Source organism: Amycolatopsis sp. WAC 04197, from assembly GCF_003947475.1.
Taxonomy (GTDB): domain Bacteria; phylum Actinomycetota; class Actinomycetes; order Mycobacteriales; family Pseudonocardiaceae; genus Amycolatopsis; species Amycolatopsis japonica.
The window spans coordinates 663,903-679,898 of record NZ_QHJK01000003.1 but is presented as its reverse complement, the minus strand read 5'-3'; the positions used below and the strand labels follow the sequence as shown (position 1 = coordinate 679,898).

Annotated in this window: 14 protein-coding genes; 11 read left to right on the top strand and 3 right to left on the bottom strand. The window is 70.6% G+C overall.

Annotated elements, in window-relative coordinates:
• Window positions 1-67 precede the first annotated feature (67 nt).
• On the top strand, window positions 68-952 hold the full coding sequence (locus DMC64_RS16135) for an alpha/beta fold hydrolase (RefSeq protein ID WP_125734289.1): 885 nt from the start codon (window positions 68-70) through the stop codon (window positions 950-952).
• Complete coding sequence (locus DMC64_RS16130; RefSeq protein ID WP_125734173.1) at window positions 949-1,569, top strand: VC0807 family protein; 621 nt, start codon at window positions 949-951, stop codon at window positions 1,567-1,569. Before DMC64_RS16135 ends, DMC64_RS16130 begins: the two co-directional genes overlap by 4 nt.
• A 6-nt stretch (window positions 1,570-1,575) precedes the next feature.
• Here the strand turns inward: DMC64_RS16130 and DMC64_RS16125 are convergent, their stop codons facing one another.
• Window positions 1,576-2,373, bottom strand: coding sequence for a hypothetical protein (locus DMC64_RS16125; RefSeq protein WP_125734172.1), 798 nt, complete (start codon window positions 2,371-2,373; stop codon window positions 1,576-1,578).
• Between the two features lie 119 nt (window positions 2,374-2,492).
• Here DMC64_RS16125 and DMC64_RS16120 point away from each other — a divergent pair, with 119 nt between their 5' ends.
• The 4 genes from DMC64_RS16120 to mshC all read left to right on the top strand — a co-directional run bounded on the left by DMC64_RS16120 (window position 2,493) and on the right by mshC (window position 7,942).
• A complete protein-coding gene (locus DMC64_RS16120; protein ID WP_037337436.1) occupies window positions 2,493-3,890 on the top strand; it encodes an ATP-binding protein in 1,398 nt (465 codons plus the stop codon).
• Window positions 3,887-5,845, top strand: coding sequence for a VWA domain-containing protein (locus tag DMC64_RS16115; RefSeq protein WP_125734171.1), 1,959 nt, complete (start codon window positions 3,887-3,889; stop codon window positions 5,843-5,845). The genes DMC64_RS16120 and DMC64_RS16115 overlap by 4 nt, the downstream gene beginning before the upstream one ends.
• 19 nt (window positions 5,846-5,864) lie before the next feature.
• Window positions 5,865-6,629 carry a MerR family transcriptional regulator gene (locus tag DMC64_RS16110; RefSeq protein ID WP_037337443.1) on the top strand — a complete coding sequence of 255 codons (765 nt, stop codon included), beginning with the start codon at window positions 5,865-5,867 and terminating at the stop codon, window positions 6,627-6,629.
• Between the two features lie 74 nt (window positions 6,630-6,703).
• Window positions 6,704-7,942 (top strand): cysteine--1-D-myo-inosityl 2-amino-2-deoxy-alpha-D-glucopyranoside ligase, encoded by a 1,239-nt coding sequence (gene mshC, locus DMC64_RS16105; RefSeq protein ID WP_125734170.1) that lies wholly within the window; start codon window positions 6,704-6,706, stop codon window positions 7,940-7,942.
• Between the two features lie 72 nt (window positions 7,943-8,014).
• On the opposite strand, the gene DMC64_RS16100 is transcribed toward mshC, so the two are convergent.
• Window positions 8,015-9,622 (bottom strand): ABC-F family ATP-binding cassette domain-containing protein, encoded by a 1,608-nt coding sequence (locus DMC64_RS16100; RefSeq protein ID WP_125734169.1) that lies wholly within the window; start codon window positions 9,620-9,622, stop codon window positions 8,015-8,017.
• Between the two features lie 338 nt (window positions 9,623-9,960).
• On the opposite strand from DMC64_RS16100, the gene DMC64_RS16095 reads away from it, so the two are divergent.
• From DMC64_RS16095 to DMC64_RS16085, 3 genes are read left to right on the top strand one after another with little or no spacing between them, the layout of a single operon-like run.
• On the top strand, window positions 9,961-10,539 hold the full coding sequence (locus DMC64_RS16095; protein ID WP_125734168.1) for a helix-turn-helix domain-containing protein: 579 nt from the start codon (window positions 9,961-9,963) through the stop codon (window positions 10,537-10,539).
• On the top strand, window positions 10,536-11,774 hold the full coding sequence (locus DMC64_RS16090; protein ID WP_125734167.1) for an MFS transporter: 1,239 nt from the start codon (window positions 10,536-10,538) through the stop codon (window positions 11,772-11,774). Before DMC64_RS16095 ends, DMC64_RS16090 begins: the two co-directional genes overlap by 4 nt.
• Window positions 11,775-11,789: 15 nt before the next feature.
• The gene (locus DMC64_RS16085; RefSeq protein ID WP_125734166.1) at window positions 11,790-12,614 is read left to right on the top strand and encodes a metallophosphoesterase; all 825 of its coding nucleotides are present in this window, start codon (window positions 11,790-11,792) and stop codon (window positions 12,612-12,614) included.
• Between the two features lie 102 nt (window positions 12,615-12,716).
• Here DMC64_RS16085 and DMC64_RS16080 read toward each other — a convergent pair whose 3' ends face one another.
• Entirely contained in the window at window positions 12,717-13,616 is a 900-nt protein-coding gene (locus tag DMC64_RS16080; protein WP_037337460.1) for a PAC2 family protein, read from the bottom strand.
• Window positions 13,617-13,794: 178 nt separating this feature from the next.
• Between DMC64_RS16080 and DMC64_RS16075 the strand changes: the two genes are divergently transcribed.
• Window positions 13,795-14,475, top strand: a complete 681-nt coding sequence (locus DMC64_RS16075; protein WP_125734165.1) for an HAD family phosphatase — start codon at window positions 13,795-13,797, stop codon at window positions 14,473-14,475.
• A 56-nt stretch (window positions 14,476-14,531) separates the two neighbouring features.
• Complete coding sequence (locus DMC64_RS16070; protein ID WP_125734164.1) at window positions 14,532-15,995, top strand: AlkA N-terminal domain-containing protein; 1,464 nt, start codon at window positions 14,532-14,534, stop codon at window positions 15,993-15,995.
• Window position 15,996: the final 1 nt, after the last annotated feature.

The window sequence follows — 15,996 nt, the reverse complement described above, 5'->3', positions numbered from 1 at the left end:
CGATCGGATTGCAAACTTCTCACCGACTGTTTACAATCCGATCGTACCGTAAAGAGGAGGGGTGCGAATGAAGGTGGGCGGTTTCGCCTCGTTGGCGGCGCGAGCCGAGTACGAGGCCGTCTATGACCGAGGTTTGGCGGCCTTGCCCGCGCCGGCCGGTGTGCACGACATCCAGACGGCGTTCGGGGTGGCGCGCGTGTACCGGTTCGGGGAACCGGGCGGGACACCGATCGTGCTACTGCCCGGTCGCGCGGGCACCGCGGTGATGTGGGAGCCCAACCTCAAGGCGCTGCTCGGGCACGGCGAGGTCTACGCGGTGGACCTCATCGGTGAGCCGGGCCGCAGCGAACAGACCGTCCCGATCCGCGACGGCGCGGATCAGGCCGCATGGCTGACCACGGTGCTCGCGGAGCTCGACCTGCCGTCGGTGCACCTGATCGGGTATTCGTTCGGTGGCTGGCTCGCCGCCAACCTCGCGGTGCGGGCGCCGGAACGGCTGAGGTCGCTCACCGTGATCGACCCCGTGCTGACCTTCGGCGGACTGACCCCGGGACTCGTCGTCCGCGCCACCCTCACCGCGATCCCCGTCGTCAACCGCTGGGCCCGGCCGTCGTTCCTCAACTGGATCTCCGGCGGCGCGGAGGTCGACGCCACGGATCCGGTCGCGCGGGTGATCGACGAGGGAATGCGGACCTACCGCATCGCCCTGCCGTCGCCGAAGTTGTTCACCGACGAGCAGTTGCGCTCGCTGCGGATGCCCGTGCTGGCCCTGATCGCCGGGCGCAGCGTCATCCACGACCCGGACCGCGCGGCCGCCCGCGCCCGTGAGCTTCTGCCGCGGGGACAGGTCGAACTGTGGCCGTCGGCGACCCACGCCATCGCCGGGGAATCCGCGGCCGAGGTCAACACGCGGGTCCTGAAGTTCCTGGCCGACTGCGAAGCGGGCTCGTGACCGCGCGCGGCAGGAATCCCACGCTGTCGTTGCTGCTCTGGGACGTGGCGCTCCCGTTGGCCGCGTACTACGGGCTCCGGCTGGCCGGCCAGAGCGAGCAGGTTTCGCTGCTCGCCGGGGCGGGACTGGCGGCGGCGCGGATCGCGTGGGTCGCCGTTCGCGACCGGTCGTTCGACGGCTTCGCCGCGTTGCTGGCCGGTGTGCTCGGGGTCGGGCTCGTGCTCTCGCTGGTCACCGGTGACGCGAAGTTCTTGCTGCTGAAGGAATCCTTCGCCACCGCGACCGCCGCGATCGTGCTGTTGCTGAGCTGCTTCAGTCGCACGCCCATGGTGCTCGTCGCCGTGCGCGCCGGTTCCAGCGCTGCGAAACGCGCGGAGATCGACCGCCTCAGTGACGAGGTCCCCGCTTTCCGGCGGGCGTTCACCCGGATGTCGGCGGTGTGGGGAGTGGCGCTGCTGCTGGAAGCCGCGGTCCGGGTGCCGCTGGTCTACACCCTGTCCGCCGACGTGATGAACGCGCTCAGCGTGATCCTGCTGCTGGCCGTCATCGGCGGCCTTTCGCTGTGGTCCGTCCGGTATGCCGAACGGATCCAGCGCAAGCACACCGTGGCCGCCTGAACCCGGCTACGGGTGCCTGTCACCCTGCTCGGCGAACACCCGCACCGCTTCGTTGATCGCCGCGCACCGGGCGTTGCGGACGGCCTCGGTCAGCGGCCGCAAGGCCTCCGCCCGCCGAAGCGCCGCCGACGACGAGAGCGCGCCACCCGGGTCATCGGATTCAGCGATGGCGAGGATCGCCGCGATCTCCTGGGACCGCTGGAGCACCCGCAGCGCCCGGCTGGGCATTCCGGCGGGCCAGGGCGCGTCGGTGGCCGCGCGGAGCCGTGCCGAGAGCTCGGCACGCACCCCTGGCCGTTCGCTGGCGACGTCCAGCGTCTGCAGCGCACCCGCGCTCGCGCGGATCGCGTCGGTCAGGCCGTGTTCGGCCTCACCCAGCGGGCGGTATTCGAGGACGCCGGGCATGGGCACCGAGTACACGGTCCAGCGCATGAGACCTTCGGCGATCGCCTCGGGGACCACGCCGTAGCCGAGATCCGGCAGCACGACGGCCTCGCCGGTCCGCAGCGCCGCCTCGGCGAACGGCCCGCCGCCACCCAGCCCCCGCACGTCCCCGGGCACCGGGAGCACCAGCTGCATGCTCTTCGCCCCCTGCGAACGGAGGGCGAGCAGCAGCTGGACCGGGGTCGCGGCCCGGTTGAACGCGAGCGGCAGGTCGAACGCCTCGGCGGCGGCCGCGTCCGCGGCGACGAAGTCGTGGGCTTCGCCCCAGACCTGCAGGGCGTCAAGGATGTCGTCGGAGGCCGCGGCTCCGTTCAGCCACGCCGAGGACCAGACCGCGAGGGTCGCACTAGGACGGCACACCGGGCTGATTTTAGTCGTGCTTTCGGCGAAACCAGGAAAGGGTCGCGTTGGCCGTTCGCCGTGGAGCTGGAGTTGCTTCACGTCGACAGCGGCCACGCCCGCGACGTAGCGTCGAACGGGTGAACGATGTTCCCGCAAACCTGCCCCGGACCGCCGGGGACCTCCGCGCGGCGGGTCACCTGCCGCGGTCGATCAACCAAGAACTGCACGACAACCTGCTCGCCAAGCTGCGTGACGGCGAAGACGCCTGGCCCGGGATCGTCGGCTTCTCCCGCACGGTGCTGCCGCAACTGGAACGCGCGCTGCTGGCCGGCCACGACGTCGTCCTCCTCGGCGAACGCGGCCAGGGCAAGACCCGGCTGCTGCGCACCCTCGTGGGACTTCTCGACGAATGGACGCCCGTCATCGAGGGTGCCGAGCTGGGTGAGCACCCGCTCGACCCGATCACCCCGGAATCGCGCCGTCGCGCCGCCGAACTCGGCGACGCCCTCCCCGTGACCTGGCGTCACCGCGAAGACCGGTACACGGAGAAGCTGGCCACGCCGGACACCTCGGTCGGCGACCTCATCGGCGACGTCGACCCGGTGAAGGTCGCGGAAGGCCGCAGCCTCGGCGATCCCGAGACCATCCACTTCGGACTCGTGCCGCGCGCCCACCGCGGCATCGTGGCGATCAACGAACTGCCGGACCTCGCCGAACGCATCCAGGTCGCGCTGCTGAACGTGATGGAGGAACGCGACATCCAGGTGCGCGGCTACACCCTGCGCCTGCCGCTGGACGTGCTGCTGGTGGCGACCGCCAACCCCGAGGACTACACCAACCGCGGCCGGATCATCACCCCGCTCAAGGACCGGTTCGGCGCCGAGATCCGCACCCACTACCCGCTCGACGTCGAGGCGGAGATCGCGGTCGTGCGGCAGGAGGCCCATCTGGTCGCCGAGGTCGGCGAGCCACTGCTGGAGGTGCTCGCCCGGTTCGTGCGGAACCTGCGTGAGTCGCCGGTGATCGACCAGCGGTCCGGCGTTTCGGCCCGGTTCGCCGTCGCCGCGGCGGAAACGGTCGGTGCCGCGGCGTTGCGCCGGTCCGCGCTGACCGGTGAGGAGCCTGCGGTGGCGCGCCCGGTCGATCTCGACGCCGTGCCCGCCGTCCTGCGCGGCAAGCTCGAATTCGAGCCGGGGGAGGAAGGACGCGAGACCGAACACCTCGTGCATCTGCTGCGCCGGGCGGTCGCGGAGACGGCCCGCTCGCGGTTCGCCGGCCTGGACCTGCTGCCACTGGCCGACGCCGTCGAGTCCGGGCATCTTGTCGCCACCGGGGAACGCGTACCCGGCAAGGACGTCCTCGCCGCGCTGCCGGAACTGCCGGTCCTGCACGACGTCGCCGCGCGTGCGGGCGTCGCACCGGACGAACCGGCCGGGCGTATCGCGGCCGCGGTCGAGCTGGCGCTGGAATCCCTGTTCCTGTCGAGGAGACTCGCCAAGGACTCGGACGACTCGACGACCGTCTACGGCCGATGAGTTTCCTCCCGGAAGGCTATTCGTACGGGCCGTGGCACGACGGTCCCGATCCGCTGGCGCCGCCCGCGGATCTGCGGGACGCGCTCGACGAGATCGGTCGCGACGTCATGGCGGGCGCGTCGCCCCGATCCGCGCTCGAAGAGCTGCTGCGGCGCGGCACCCCGCGCACCGCCGGGCTCGACGAACTGACCAGGCGGCTCTGGCAGCGCCGGTCGGAGATCCAGCGGCGGCACCGGCTCGACGGCACGCTCCAAGAGGTTCAGCGGCTTCTCGACCAGGCGCTGGAGGCCGAGCGACGCGAACTGTTCCCTGATCCGGACGACGACGCCCGGTTCCGCGAGGCGCAGCTGGACGCGTTGCCGCCGGGGACGGCCGCGGCGGTGCGCGAACTCGCCGAGTACGACTGGCGTTCGCGGGAGGGCAGGGAGAACTACGAGAAGATCCGCGACCTGCTCGGCCGTGAGCTGCTGGATTCCCGGTTCGAGGGGATGAAGGAGGCGCTGCGGAACGCCGGGCCGGAGCAGGTCGAGCAGGCCAACCGCATGCTCGCCGACCTCAACGACCTCCTGGCGGCGCACGCCCAGGGCCGTGAGGACGTCCCGGAACGGTTCGCGGAGTTCATGCGCCGGCACGGCGAGTTCTTCCCGGAGAACCCGCAGAACGTCGAGGAGCTGATCGACGTCCTCGCCGCCCGCGCTGCGGCCGCGCAACGGATGCTGAACTCATTGACCCCCGAACAGCGGGCAGAACTGGCCGAACTGTCCCAGCAGGCGTTCGGCGACCCCCGGCTCGCGCAGCAACTGTCCACTTTGGATGCCCAGCTGCGGTCGCTGCGGCCCGGCGAGGACTGGACGTCTTCGGAACGGTTCCGTGGCAACGATCCGATGGGTCTCGGCGAGGGTGCCCGGGCGATGTCCGATCTCGCCGAACTGGACGCGCTGGCCGAACAGCTCGGCCAGTCGTATCCCGGCGCCAGGCTGGAGGACATCGACGTCGACGCGCTCGAACGTCAGCTCGGGCCGGACGCCGGTGTCGACGCGCGGCGGCTGTCCGAACTGGAACGTGAACTCCGGCGGCAAGGACTCTTCGAACGTGCTCCCGATGGCACGCTTCGCTTGTCGCCCAAGGCTTTGCGGCGGCTGGGCGAGACGGCTCTCGCGGACGTCGTGAACACGCTGCGGGGCAAGACCGGGCAGCGGGAGACCGAGTCCGCCGGCGCCGCGGGCGAACCGACCGGCGCGACCAGGCCGTGGCGGTTCGGGGACATGCAGCCGTGGGACGTCTCCAGGACGGTCCGCAACTCCGTGCTGCGCTCGGTTTCGGTGGGGGAGCGATCGGTCCGGATGGACGTCTCGGACGTCGAGGTGATCGAGACCGAGCACCGGTCGCGCGCGGCGGTGGCGTTGCTCGTGGACACCTCGTGGTCGATGGTGCAGGAGGGCCGCTGGCTGCCGATGAAGCGGACGGCGCTCGCGCTGCACCAGCTGATCAGCACCCGGTTCCGCAACGACGCTCTCCAGCTGATCACCTTCGGCCGTTACGCGACATCGGTCGAGCTGGCCGAACTGGTGGGCTTGGAAGGCGCTTGGGAACAGGGCACCAACGCCCACCACGCGCTGCTCCTGGCCGGACGGCATCTGCGGCGGCATCCCGACGCGCAGCCGGTGGTCCTGATGGTCACCGACGGCGAGCCGACCGCGCATCTGGAACCGGACGGATCGGCGGAATTCGACTATCCGCCCCAGCCGAGGACGTTGCTGAAGACCCTGTCCGAAGTGGACCGGATGGCGAAGCTTGGTGCGTCGGTGACGGTGTTCCGGCTCGGGGACGACCCGCGGCTGACGGAGTTCGTCGACCTGCTCGCCCGCCGCTCCGGCGGCCGGGTGGTCGCTCCCGACCTCGACGGGCTCGGTGCCGCCGTGGTCGGCGACTACCTGCGGACCAGGAAGCGCTGAACTCGCCTACGCTGGCCCGATGGGGTATCCGGTCGGGAAGGTGGCGGCGCTCTCGGGCGTCACCGTGCGCACGCTGCACCACTACGACGAGATCGGCCTGCTGTCCCCGAGCGGGCGGACGGCCGCGGGGTATCGCAGCTACAGCGACGACGACCTCGACCGCCTCCAGCGCGTCCTGTTCTACCGGGAACTCGGCTTCGGCCTCGAAACGATCGCGAAGGTGATCGAAGATCCGGGCGTGGACGCGCTGGAGCACCTGCGGCGTCAGCGTGCGTTACTCGCCGACCGGATCGGCGAGCTGACGCGGATGGCCGAATCCGTCGAGCGGGTGATCGCGGCGAAGGAGGCCGGGAACGCGCTGACCCCGGAGGAGCGGTTCGAGGTCTTCGGCGAGTTCCGTGAGCCGGAGGGCTACGCGGAGGAGGCCGTCCGTCGATGGGGTGATACCCCGCAGTGGCGGGCGGCGGCCCGGCCGCGGTCCAAGGAGGAATGGCTCGAAGCGGAGAAGAGCCGGGAAGACTGGGTCAGGCGGTTGCTCGCCGTCTTCGACTCCGGCGCGCCCGCCGACAGTTCGTCGGCGATGGACCTCGCCGAAGAACACCGTCGGATGCTCGCGGCGTTCATGGGCGACTGCGACCTCACGACGCACCGCGAGCTCGCCCGGCTGTACGCGACCGAACCGGTCCAGCTCGGCTTCCTGGTGCGCGAGCCGGACCAGCGGCCGGGCCTCGGCGAGTACATCCGGGACGCCGTTCACGCCAACGCGGACCGGGCCGCCGGATAGCGGTCCGGTTACTCCGGCCGTGTTCGTCTCCCACCGGGCGGGAACGGCGCGGCGGCTCCGCTTACAGTCGGGGTATGCAGACTTGGTCATCGGTCGACGTGCCCCGTATCCCCGGCACCCCCCGTCCGCTGCGGCTCCACGACACCGCGACGGGACAGATCCGTCCCACCGCGCCCGGGCCCACCGCCCGGATGTACGTCTGCGGCATCACGCCGTACGACGCCACCCATCTGGGGCACGCGGCCACGTACCTGACGTTCGACCTGGTGAACCGCCTGTGGCGGGACGCCGGGCACGAAGTCCACTACGTGCAGAACGTGACGGACATCGACGAGCCCCTGTTGGAGCGCGCCGAACGGGACAAGGACGACTGGGTCGTCCTCGGCATGCGTGAGACGGCGCTGTTCCGCGAGGACATGACCGCGTTGCGGGTGCTGCCGCCGCGGCAGTTCGTCGGGGCCGTCGAGAGCATCCCGGAGATCGTCGAGGTCATCGCCAAGCTGCTGGCCAACGGCAGCGCCTACCGCGCGGACGACGCGGAGTACCCGGACATCTACTTCGACCACAACGCCACCGGGCACTTCGGTTCCGAGTCGAACTACGACGCCGAGACCATGGCGAAGTTCTTCGCCGAACGCGGCGGCGACCCGGACCGTCCCGGCAAGCAGCACCCGCTGGACGCGCTGCTGTGGCGGATGGCGCGGCCGGGCGAGCCATCGTGGGAGTCCGAACTGGGCGCGGGCAGGCCCGGCTGGCATATCGAGTGCAGCGCGATCGCAGTCAACCGGCTCGGTCTCGGTTTCGACGTCCAGGGCGGCGGCTCGGACCTGATCTTCCCCCACCACGAGTACAGCGCCGCGCACGCGGAGGCCGTCGCGGGGGACAGGCCGTTCGCGCGGCACTACGTACACGCCGGGATGATCGGCCTCGACGGCGAGAAGATGTCGAAGTCGCGCGGGAACCTCGTGTTCGTCTCGCGGCTGCGCGCCGACAAGGTCGACCCCGGCACGATCCGGCTCGCGCTGTTCGCCGGCCACTACCGCGAGGACCGGCCGTGGACCGCGCAGTTGCAGTCGGATGCCGAGGCGCAGCTGGCGCGCTGGCGTGAAGCTGTCTCTCTCGCCACGGGCCCCGCCGCGGAGGACACCGTCGCGCGGCTGCGTGAACACCTCACCGACGACCTCGACACGCCCAAGGCGCTCGCGGCCGTCGACGCCTGGGTGGAGCAGGCGCTGAACCGCTCCGGCACCGACCCGGCCGCGCCCGGGCTGATCCGGAACGCGGTCGACGCACTGCTCGGCATCGAGCTCTGAGGAACGTCAGGAAAGGGTCGTTCAGGACATCTTTCGTCCTGAACGACCCTTTCCTGACATCCGTATAACGCCCTACACGGCGACACGACCGGCTTCCAGCCGGAGGTGGTCACCCGTCCAATCACGCCGCAGCCATCGGTCGTGAGACGCGATGACGACGGCACCCGGCGCGGAATCGAGCGCGGTGAACAACTCCTCAGCCAAGGTGAGCGAGATGTGGTTCGTCGGCTCGTCCAGCAGGAGCACCTCCGGCGGATCGGCGATGAGCAGCGCCAGCGCGAGCCGCCGTCGCTGCCCGACCGACAACGCGCCCACCCGGGTCCCGAGATCGCGCGGGGCCAGCAGCCCCAGCCCGCGCAACGGGGGAGCGTCCTCGCCGAGGGCTTCGGCGTAGGTCCGTTGCGCGGTCTTCTCCGGTTCGGCGAACACGACGTCCTGTGCCAGCAGGCCGATCCGCACACCGCGTCCGGAAAGGACGGTGCCGGAGTCCGGGGCCAGCGAGCCGGCGAGGACGGACAGCAGAGTCGACTTCCCGGCGCCGTTGCCACCGGTGATCAGGAGCCTCGACGTCGTCGTGATGTCCAAGGTCGACAACCGCAGCCGTCCCGCGATCTCGATGTCCCGTACCGAAATCGCCGTCTTCCCCTCACCGGGCTCGCCGGTCAGATCGCCCTGGAACCGCAGCGGCGCGGGCGGTTTCCGCACCTGATCGCGTTCCAGTTCGTCCAGCCGCAGCTGGGCGTTGCGGACCCGGCGCGAGATCTGCTTCTGCACCCTCCCGGTCTTGAAGTCGTAGAGCATCTTGGCGTTGTCACGCTGCGGCCGGTTGTGCGCGACGTTGCGCGCGGTGACGGCCACCGATTCCCGTAGTTCCTTGAGCTCGTCCTGCTCCTCGGCGTACCGCTGTTCCCAGCGCGCCCGTTCGGCCCGTTTCTGGTCCAGGTAGTCGGAATACGTGCCGCCGTACCGGGTCGGGCCGCCCAGCGCCGGGTCGAGGTCGACGATGTCGGTGCACACCGCGTCGAGGAACACGCGATCGTGCGACGACAGCACGAGGACCCCGGTCAGCGAAGCGAGATGCTGTTCGAGGAACTCCATCGCGGCGTCGTCGAGGTGGTTCGTCGGCTCGTCCAGGACGAGGGTGCCCGGCCGCCGGATCAGCAACGCGGCGAGGCCGAGCCGCGACCGTTGTCCGCCCGACAGCGTGCCCAGTTCGCGGGCCGGGTCGATCCCGGCCAGCCCGAGCCCCGCGCACACGACCTCGGCGCGCCGGTCGGCGTCCCACAGGTCGTGTGCCTGGGCCCATTCGAGCACCGTGCCGTACTCGTCGAGCACGGCGGCGTCGTCCGGATGGCGGGCGAGCGCCGCGGTCAGTTCGTCGAGTCTCGCCGACGCCCGCCGGATTTCGGCGAGCGCGTCGTCGATGACGTCGGAGAACCGCGCCGTGAGCGGGAAAGGCAACTCCTGCAAGAGGAATCCGAGGTCGTCGCCGCGGAGCACCTCGCCACCCTGCGGCTCTTCCACTCCGGCCAGCAGGCGCAGGAGCGTGGACTTGCCGACGCCGTTCTCGCCGACCAGCCCGAGCCGCTGCCCGGCCGAAGCCGTGAGGTTCACGCCGTCGAGGACGACGCGGGCACCGTAGGAGTGGACGAGGTCCTTGGCGATCAGGGAAAGAGACATACGACATCACCGTGTTTCTTCGGACATGGGAGAACCCCGCCGGGCTTCGTGGCTTGCGGGAGCTGTGCTCGACCGGAGCCGCCTCGGAACGGGGAAGGTGCGATGTCAGTTGTCCATGATGCGGAGAGTCTAACGCAACACCAGTAGCATTAGTCAACCCCCTTCTTGTGTGTCGAGACGTGACTTGCGTGCTTGGGCGCGGAACACGCGTGATTGGGGGCGGGATTCGCGTGACTGAGGGCGGAACACGCCCGGCTCGGGGGAGCTTGACAGCGCGGCGGTCGCCTGTGAATCTGAAAGAGAACTTTCGAAAGAAGTCTTTCAGATTGGATCGGGCGATGGCCGGGTTACCGCCGCGCAAGCGGATCGAAGACGTCGAGCTGATGCGGGCGTTGGCGCATCCGCTGCGTTCGGCGCTGGTGGACCACCTCATGGCGGTCGGCCCGCGGACCGCGAGCGAGTGCGCGGCGGCCGTCGGCTCGACCGCCTCGAACTGCAGCTGGCATCTGCGTCAGCTGGCGCGGCACGGCCTCGTGGAGCGGGTCGAGGGGGAGGACGGGCGGGAGCGGCCGTGGCGGGCGTGCCAGGTCGGCATCGAGTTCGGTGACGACCCGGAGCTGCACGGGGCGCAGCTGGCGGTCGTGGGCACCACCCTCGCGCGGGAAAAGGAGCTGACCGAGCGTTATCTCGACGCCGCCGACCGGCTCGGCAAGGAGTGGCGGGACGCGTCGGGGATCAACAACTACTCGCTGCGGGTGACCGCCGGCGAGCTGGACGAGCTGGTCCGGCGGATCGACGCGCTCGTGCGGCCCTACGTCGGCGCGATCCGCGAAGACGCTCCCGCGGAGGCACTCCCGGTCCACTTGGGGCTGCGGGCGTTCCTCCGCATCGACGCCGAGGGGAAACCGGGCAGATGAAACCGTTGAGGGAACCCGCGTTCGCGCGGTTGTGGATCGCCGCGTTCTTCTCCGAGACCGCCGAGTGGATGCTGCAGATCGCGTTGCCGGTGTTCGTCTTCCAGGCGACCGGTTCGGCGGCGACCACGGCGTTGAGCATCGTCCTGGGCCTGGTGCCCGCGGTACTGCTGAGCCCCGTCGCCGGCGTGATCGCGGATCGCTGGAACCGGCGGCTGGTGCTGTGCGTGGTGTGCGCAGGACAGGCGTTCGTGGCCTTGCCGCTGCTGTTCGTCGCGTCCGGCGGCCCGGTCCACGTGATCTACGCGGTGATGGCCGCGCAGGCGGGCTTGGCTTCGTTGTTCGAGCCCGCGCGCAACGCGCTCGTCCCCGAACTGGTCCCTCCCGGTGAGCTGATCGGCGCCAACGGCCTGATGAGCATCAACGGCAGCGTCGCTCGGCTCGCCGGTGGCTGGGCGGGTGGTCTCCTGCTCGGGTTCGGCGGCCTGGGCTGGGTCGTGGTTGCCTATCTCGGCGTGCTGGTGGTCGGCTCCGCCCTGCTGGCGCGCCCGTTCCAGCGCGTCGCTGCGCCGAAACCGGCCGGACCGCGCGAACCGGTGTTGCGAGCGTGGCTCGACGGGCTTCGCGAGATCGGCTGCGAAGGACGCCTTCGCCTCGCCGGCGTCGTCGTGGTCCTGACGTCGCTGGCACAAGGGATGTTCCTGGTGCTGTTCGTGGTCTTCGTGCTCGACATCCTCGACGGCACCGAAGGCGACGTCGGCCTCCTGCGCGGCGTACAGGCGCTCGGCGGGCTGGCCGCGGGATTCGCCGTCGCCACCGTCGCCCGCAAGGTCGCGCCCGCCGCACTGCTCGGCTGGGGCGGCCTCGCGCTCGGCCTGCTGTCGGCGTTGATCTGGAACCTGCCCGCGCTGACCGCTTCGCTGGGCGTCTTCATCGGGCTCTTCGGCCTGGTCGGCGCACCCGGTGTGCTCGCCGGATCCGGGTTGCTCTCGCTGGTCCAGACCGCCGCGTCCCCGGCACGCTCCGGTCGCGTGCTGAGCACTGTCTTCGCCGGGACCGCGGGGTTCACGGCGCTGGGCGCGCTGCTGACCGGCTGGCTGCTGAACGTGCTGGGCACGGGGGTCCTGCTGAACGTCCAGGCGGGTTTGCACACCCTCTCGGCGTTGATCGTGCTGGCCGTGTCGGCTTCGGGAAGGCTGCACGGTAAGGCAATTCCGGCGGTTCCCCGGACCGGGTGAAGCTACGGTGGTGGAGTGCCGCATCTCTTCGCCACCAGCGACCTCCACGTCACCCATGAGGGCAACGCCCCGCTCGTCGACGAGGTCGTCCCCAGGACCCCCGACGACTGGCTGCTCGTGGCCGGTGACGTCGCCGAACGCGCCGAATCCGTGATCGGGGTGCTCAAGACCTTGCGCGAACGTTTCGCGAAGGTCGTCTGGGTGCCCGGCAACCACGAGCTGTGGACCACCCAGAAGGATGAATGTCAGCTGCGCGGACAGGCGCGCTACGAGCATCTGGTGGAACGCTGCCGCGAGATCGACGTCCTCACCCCGGAGGACCCGTACCCGGTGTGGGAGCACCAGGGGAAACCGCTGACGATCGCGCCGCTGTTCGTCCTCTACGACTACAGCTGGCGGACCCCGCTGGCCGACGGGCTGCCGATGCTGGCGGCCATCGAGCAGGCGCGCGAGGCGGGCGTGCTGTGCACGGACGAGTTCTTCCTGCACCCCGATCCGTATCCCAGCAGGCAGGCGTGGTGCGCCGACCGGGTGAAGATCAGCACGGAGCGGCTGGAGGCGATCCCCGAGGACCACGGGACGATCCTCATGTCGCACTGGCCGCTGCACCGCCACCCGACCGAACCGCTGTACTACCCGGAGTTCGCGCTGTGGTGCGGGACGACCGAGACCGAGGACTGGCACCTGCGCTTCCGTGCCGAGGTCGCCGTCTACGGGCATCTGCACATCCCGCGCTCCACGGAGGCGGACGGCGTGCGCTTCGAAGAGGTCTCGCTCGGCTATCCGCGTGAGTGGCGGAAGCGGGCGCGGGGGCCGATCCCGCTGCGGCGCATCTTCTGACGCTTCAACGGGGGCGCGAGTCTCTAATGTCATGAAAGGGCCGTTCCTGACGAAAAACGTCAGGAACGGCCCTTTCATGACATTTGCGGCAGGAGGGTGCGCTCAGCCCCGTCCGGGACCGTCCTGGCCGGGACGGCGACGCCGCAGGTACCGCTCGAACTCGGCCGCGATCTTGTCCCCGCTGACGTCGTCCAGCGTGAACTCGGTCTCCGCGTCGCCGCGCTCCTCGAGCCCCCGGACGTACTCGCTGATCTCCTCGTCCTCCTCGGCCATCTCGGTGACCGTCCGCTGCCACTCCTCCGCCTGCTCGGGAAGGGCGCCGAGCGGGATCTCGACGTCGAGGACGTCCTCGAGTTTGTGCAGCAGCGCCAGCGTGGCCTTGGGCGACGGCGGATGCGAGACGTAGTGCGGCACGGCCGCCCAGATCGAGACCGCCGGGACACCCGCCTGCACGCAGTAGTCCTGCAGGACCCCGACGATGCCGGTCGGTCCCTGGTAGTTGTTCAGCTCCAGCCCGAACTGCGAAGCGGTGTCCTTGTCGTACGCCGTCCCGGTGACCGGGACGGGCCGGGTGTGCGCGGTGTCGGCCAGTAGCGCGCCGAGGGTGACGACGGTGGAGACTTCCAGCTGCTGGATGTGCTCCAGCAGTTCGGCGCAGAAGGCGCGCCAGCGCATGTTCGGTTCCGGCCCCTGCACCAGCACGATGTCCCGGCTGAAGCCCTCCGGGCGGCACACCGAGAGCCGCGTGGTCGGCCAGTCGACCCGCCGGGTGACGCCGTCCACCATGCGCACGGTCGGTCTGCTGACCTGGAAGTCGTAGTACTCGTCAGGACTCAGCTCGCTCAGTGGGGTCGCATCCCAGTTGAGCTGGAGATGCTCGACCGCCCGGCTGGCCGCGTCACCTGCGTCGTTCCATCCTTCGAAGGCGACGATCATGATCGGCTTGGTGTCATCCGGGTGGTCGCGGCCGGGCCGCTGGGTCTCGTCGACGGGCTCACTCACCGGACCAGCCTACGACCAGGCGGCCGTGCGCCGTTGGGCATGTCCGGTGGCGTTTCGCGGGCGCGAATCGCGCGGAGCCGACACAATGCGGCATTTCGGGCACCTACCTGGCCGTCGACATGAATCCGTCTCGGCTACCGTGGGCTCCGGAAGGCCTGACCGAACGTGAGGGGGAGCCGTGACCGAACCGTCCACACCGGACGGACTCGCCGCCGTGCTGTGGGACATGGACGGCACGCTGGTCGACTCGGAGAAGCTGTGGGACGTCGCGCTCTACGAGGCCGTCGAAAGCCTCGGCGGCAGCCTGACCGAGGAGCAGCGCCTGAGTCTCGTCGGGTCCAATATGGACGACACGGCCGCGTTCCTGCTCGAAGTGTGCGCCAGGCCCGTCACCCCCGAGTCGATCGCGGAGATGGGGGAGTGGATCCGCCGCCGCACGGCCAACCTCTTCGACGGTCCGCTCCCGTGGCGCCCCGGCGCGCAGGAGCTGCTCGAACTGTTGCGCGCCAACGGTGTCCCGATGGCGCTGGTCACCTCCACCGAACGGTCGCTGACCGAACTCGCGCTCAACACCATCGGCCGCGACTACTTCGCCGCCACGGTCTGCGGTGACGAGGTCGATGGTCTGAACAAGCCGCACGCGAGGCCGTATCAGCTGGCCACGGAGTTGCTGGGAGTTCCGGCTTCCCGGTGTGTGGCGATCGAGGATTCACCGCCCGGCGCGGCTTCCGCGGCCGCCGCGGGCTGCACGGTGGTGGTGATCCCGAACGACGTCGACGTCGAACCGGGACAGCGGCGGGTGTTCCGTTCGTCGCTGGTCGGGCTCGACGTGCCGGCGCTGACCGCGCTCCTGCCCTGACCGCCATGTCGCATTTCCGCTAGACCGCACCCGGTGCGGTCGGTGATGCTGGCCTGGTGCATGAGGATTTCGAACGCTGCGTCCGGGCGGTCCAGGCGAAGGACGCCCGGTTCGACGGCTGGTTCTTCACCGCCGTCCTGACGACGCGGATCTACTGCCGGGCGAGCTGCCCGGTCGTCCCGCCCAAGCCGGAGAACATGACGTTCTACCCGAGCGCGGCGGCCGCGCAGGAGGCCGGGTTCCGTGCCTGCAAGCGGTGCCGCCCGGACGCGAGCCCAGGTTCGCCGCAGTGGAACGAGCGCGCGGACCTGGTGGCCAGGGCGATGCGGCTGATCGCCGACGGCGTCGTCGACACCGACGGCGTGAGCGGGCTGGCCGCCCGGCTCGGCTACAGCGTCCGGCAGGTGGAGCGGCACGTGCGCGCCGAACTCGGCGCGGGCCCGCTCAGCCTCGCCCGTGCGCAACGGGCACAGACGGCGCGACTGCTGATCGAGACGACCGGCCTGTCGATGATCGACGTCGCCCTCGCCGCGGGATTCGGCAGCGTCCGGACCTTCAACGACACCGTCCGCGAGGTCTTCGCCCTGTCGCCGACGGAACTGCGGGCCCGTGTCCGCACCACCCCGGCGACCGCGCCCGGGACGCTCAACCTGCGCCTGCCGTACCGGAAGCCCCTGTTCCCGGACAACCTCTTCGGGCATCTCGTCGCGACCGGCGTCCCCGGTGTCGAGGAATGGCGCGACGGCGCGTACCGCCGCACGCTGCGGCTCCCGCATGGCGCGGCCGTCGTCGCGCTCAAGCCGGAAGACGGGTACATCGGCTGCCGGCTCACGTTGTCGGATCTGCGGGATCTCTCGACCGCGATCAGCCGCTGCCGCCGTCTGCTCGACCTCGACGCCGACCCGGCCGCGGTCGACGAAGCCCTGGGCGCGGACCCGCTGCTCGGCCCGCTCGTGGCCGCCGCGCCCGGCAGGCGGGTGCCGAGGACGGTCGACGGCGACGAGTTCGCCGTCCGCGCGGTCCTCGGTCAGCAGGTGTCCACCGCGGCCGCGCGGACCCACGCCGCCCGGCTGGTGCTCGCGCACGGTGAGCCCGTCGACGATCCGGACGGTGGCCTCACCCACGTCTTCCCGGACGCCGCCGCGCTGGCGGAAATCGACCCGGAAAGCCTCGCCATGCCGCAGAGCCGCAAGCGGACCCTGCTCGGCCTCGTCGCCGAACTGAACGACGGCGGGCTCGACCTCGGCGCGGGAAGTGACTGGCAGTCCGCCCGCGAGCGCCTGCACGCGTTGCCCGGCTTCGGCCCGTGGACCGTCGAGAGCATCGCGATGCGCTCGCTCGGCGACCCCGACGCCTTCTTGCCGACCGACCTCGGCGTCAAAGTCGCCGCGAAGGAGCTCGGGCTCGGCCCGGCGGCGTTCGTCGCGCACGCCGAACGCTGGCGCCCGTGGCGCGCCTACGCCGTCCAGCACCTCTGGGCGACCGGGGATCACCCGATCAACCGACTGCCCGCCGCCTGAG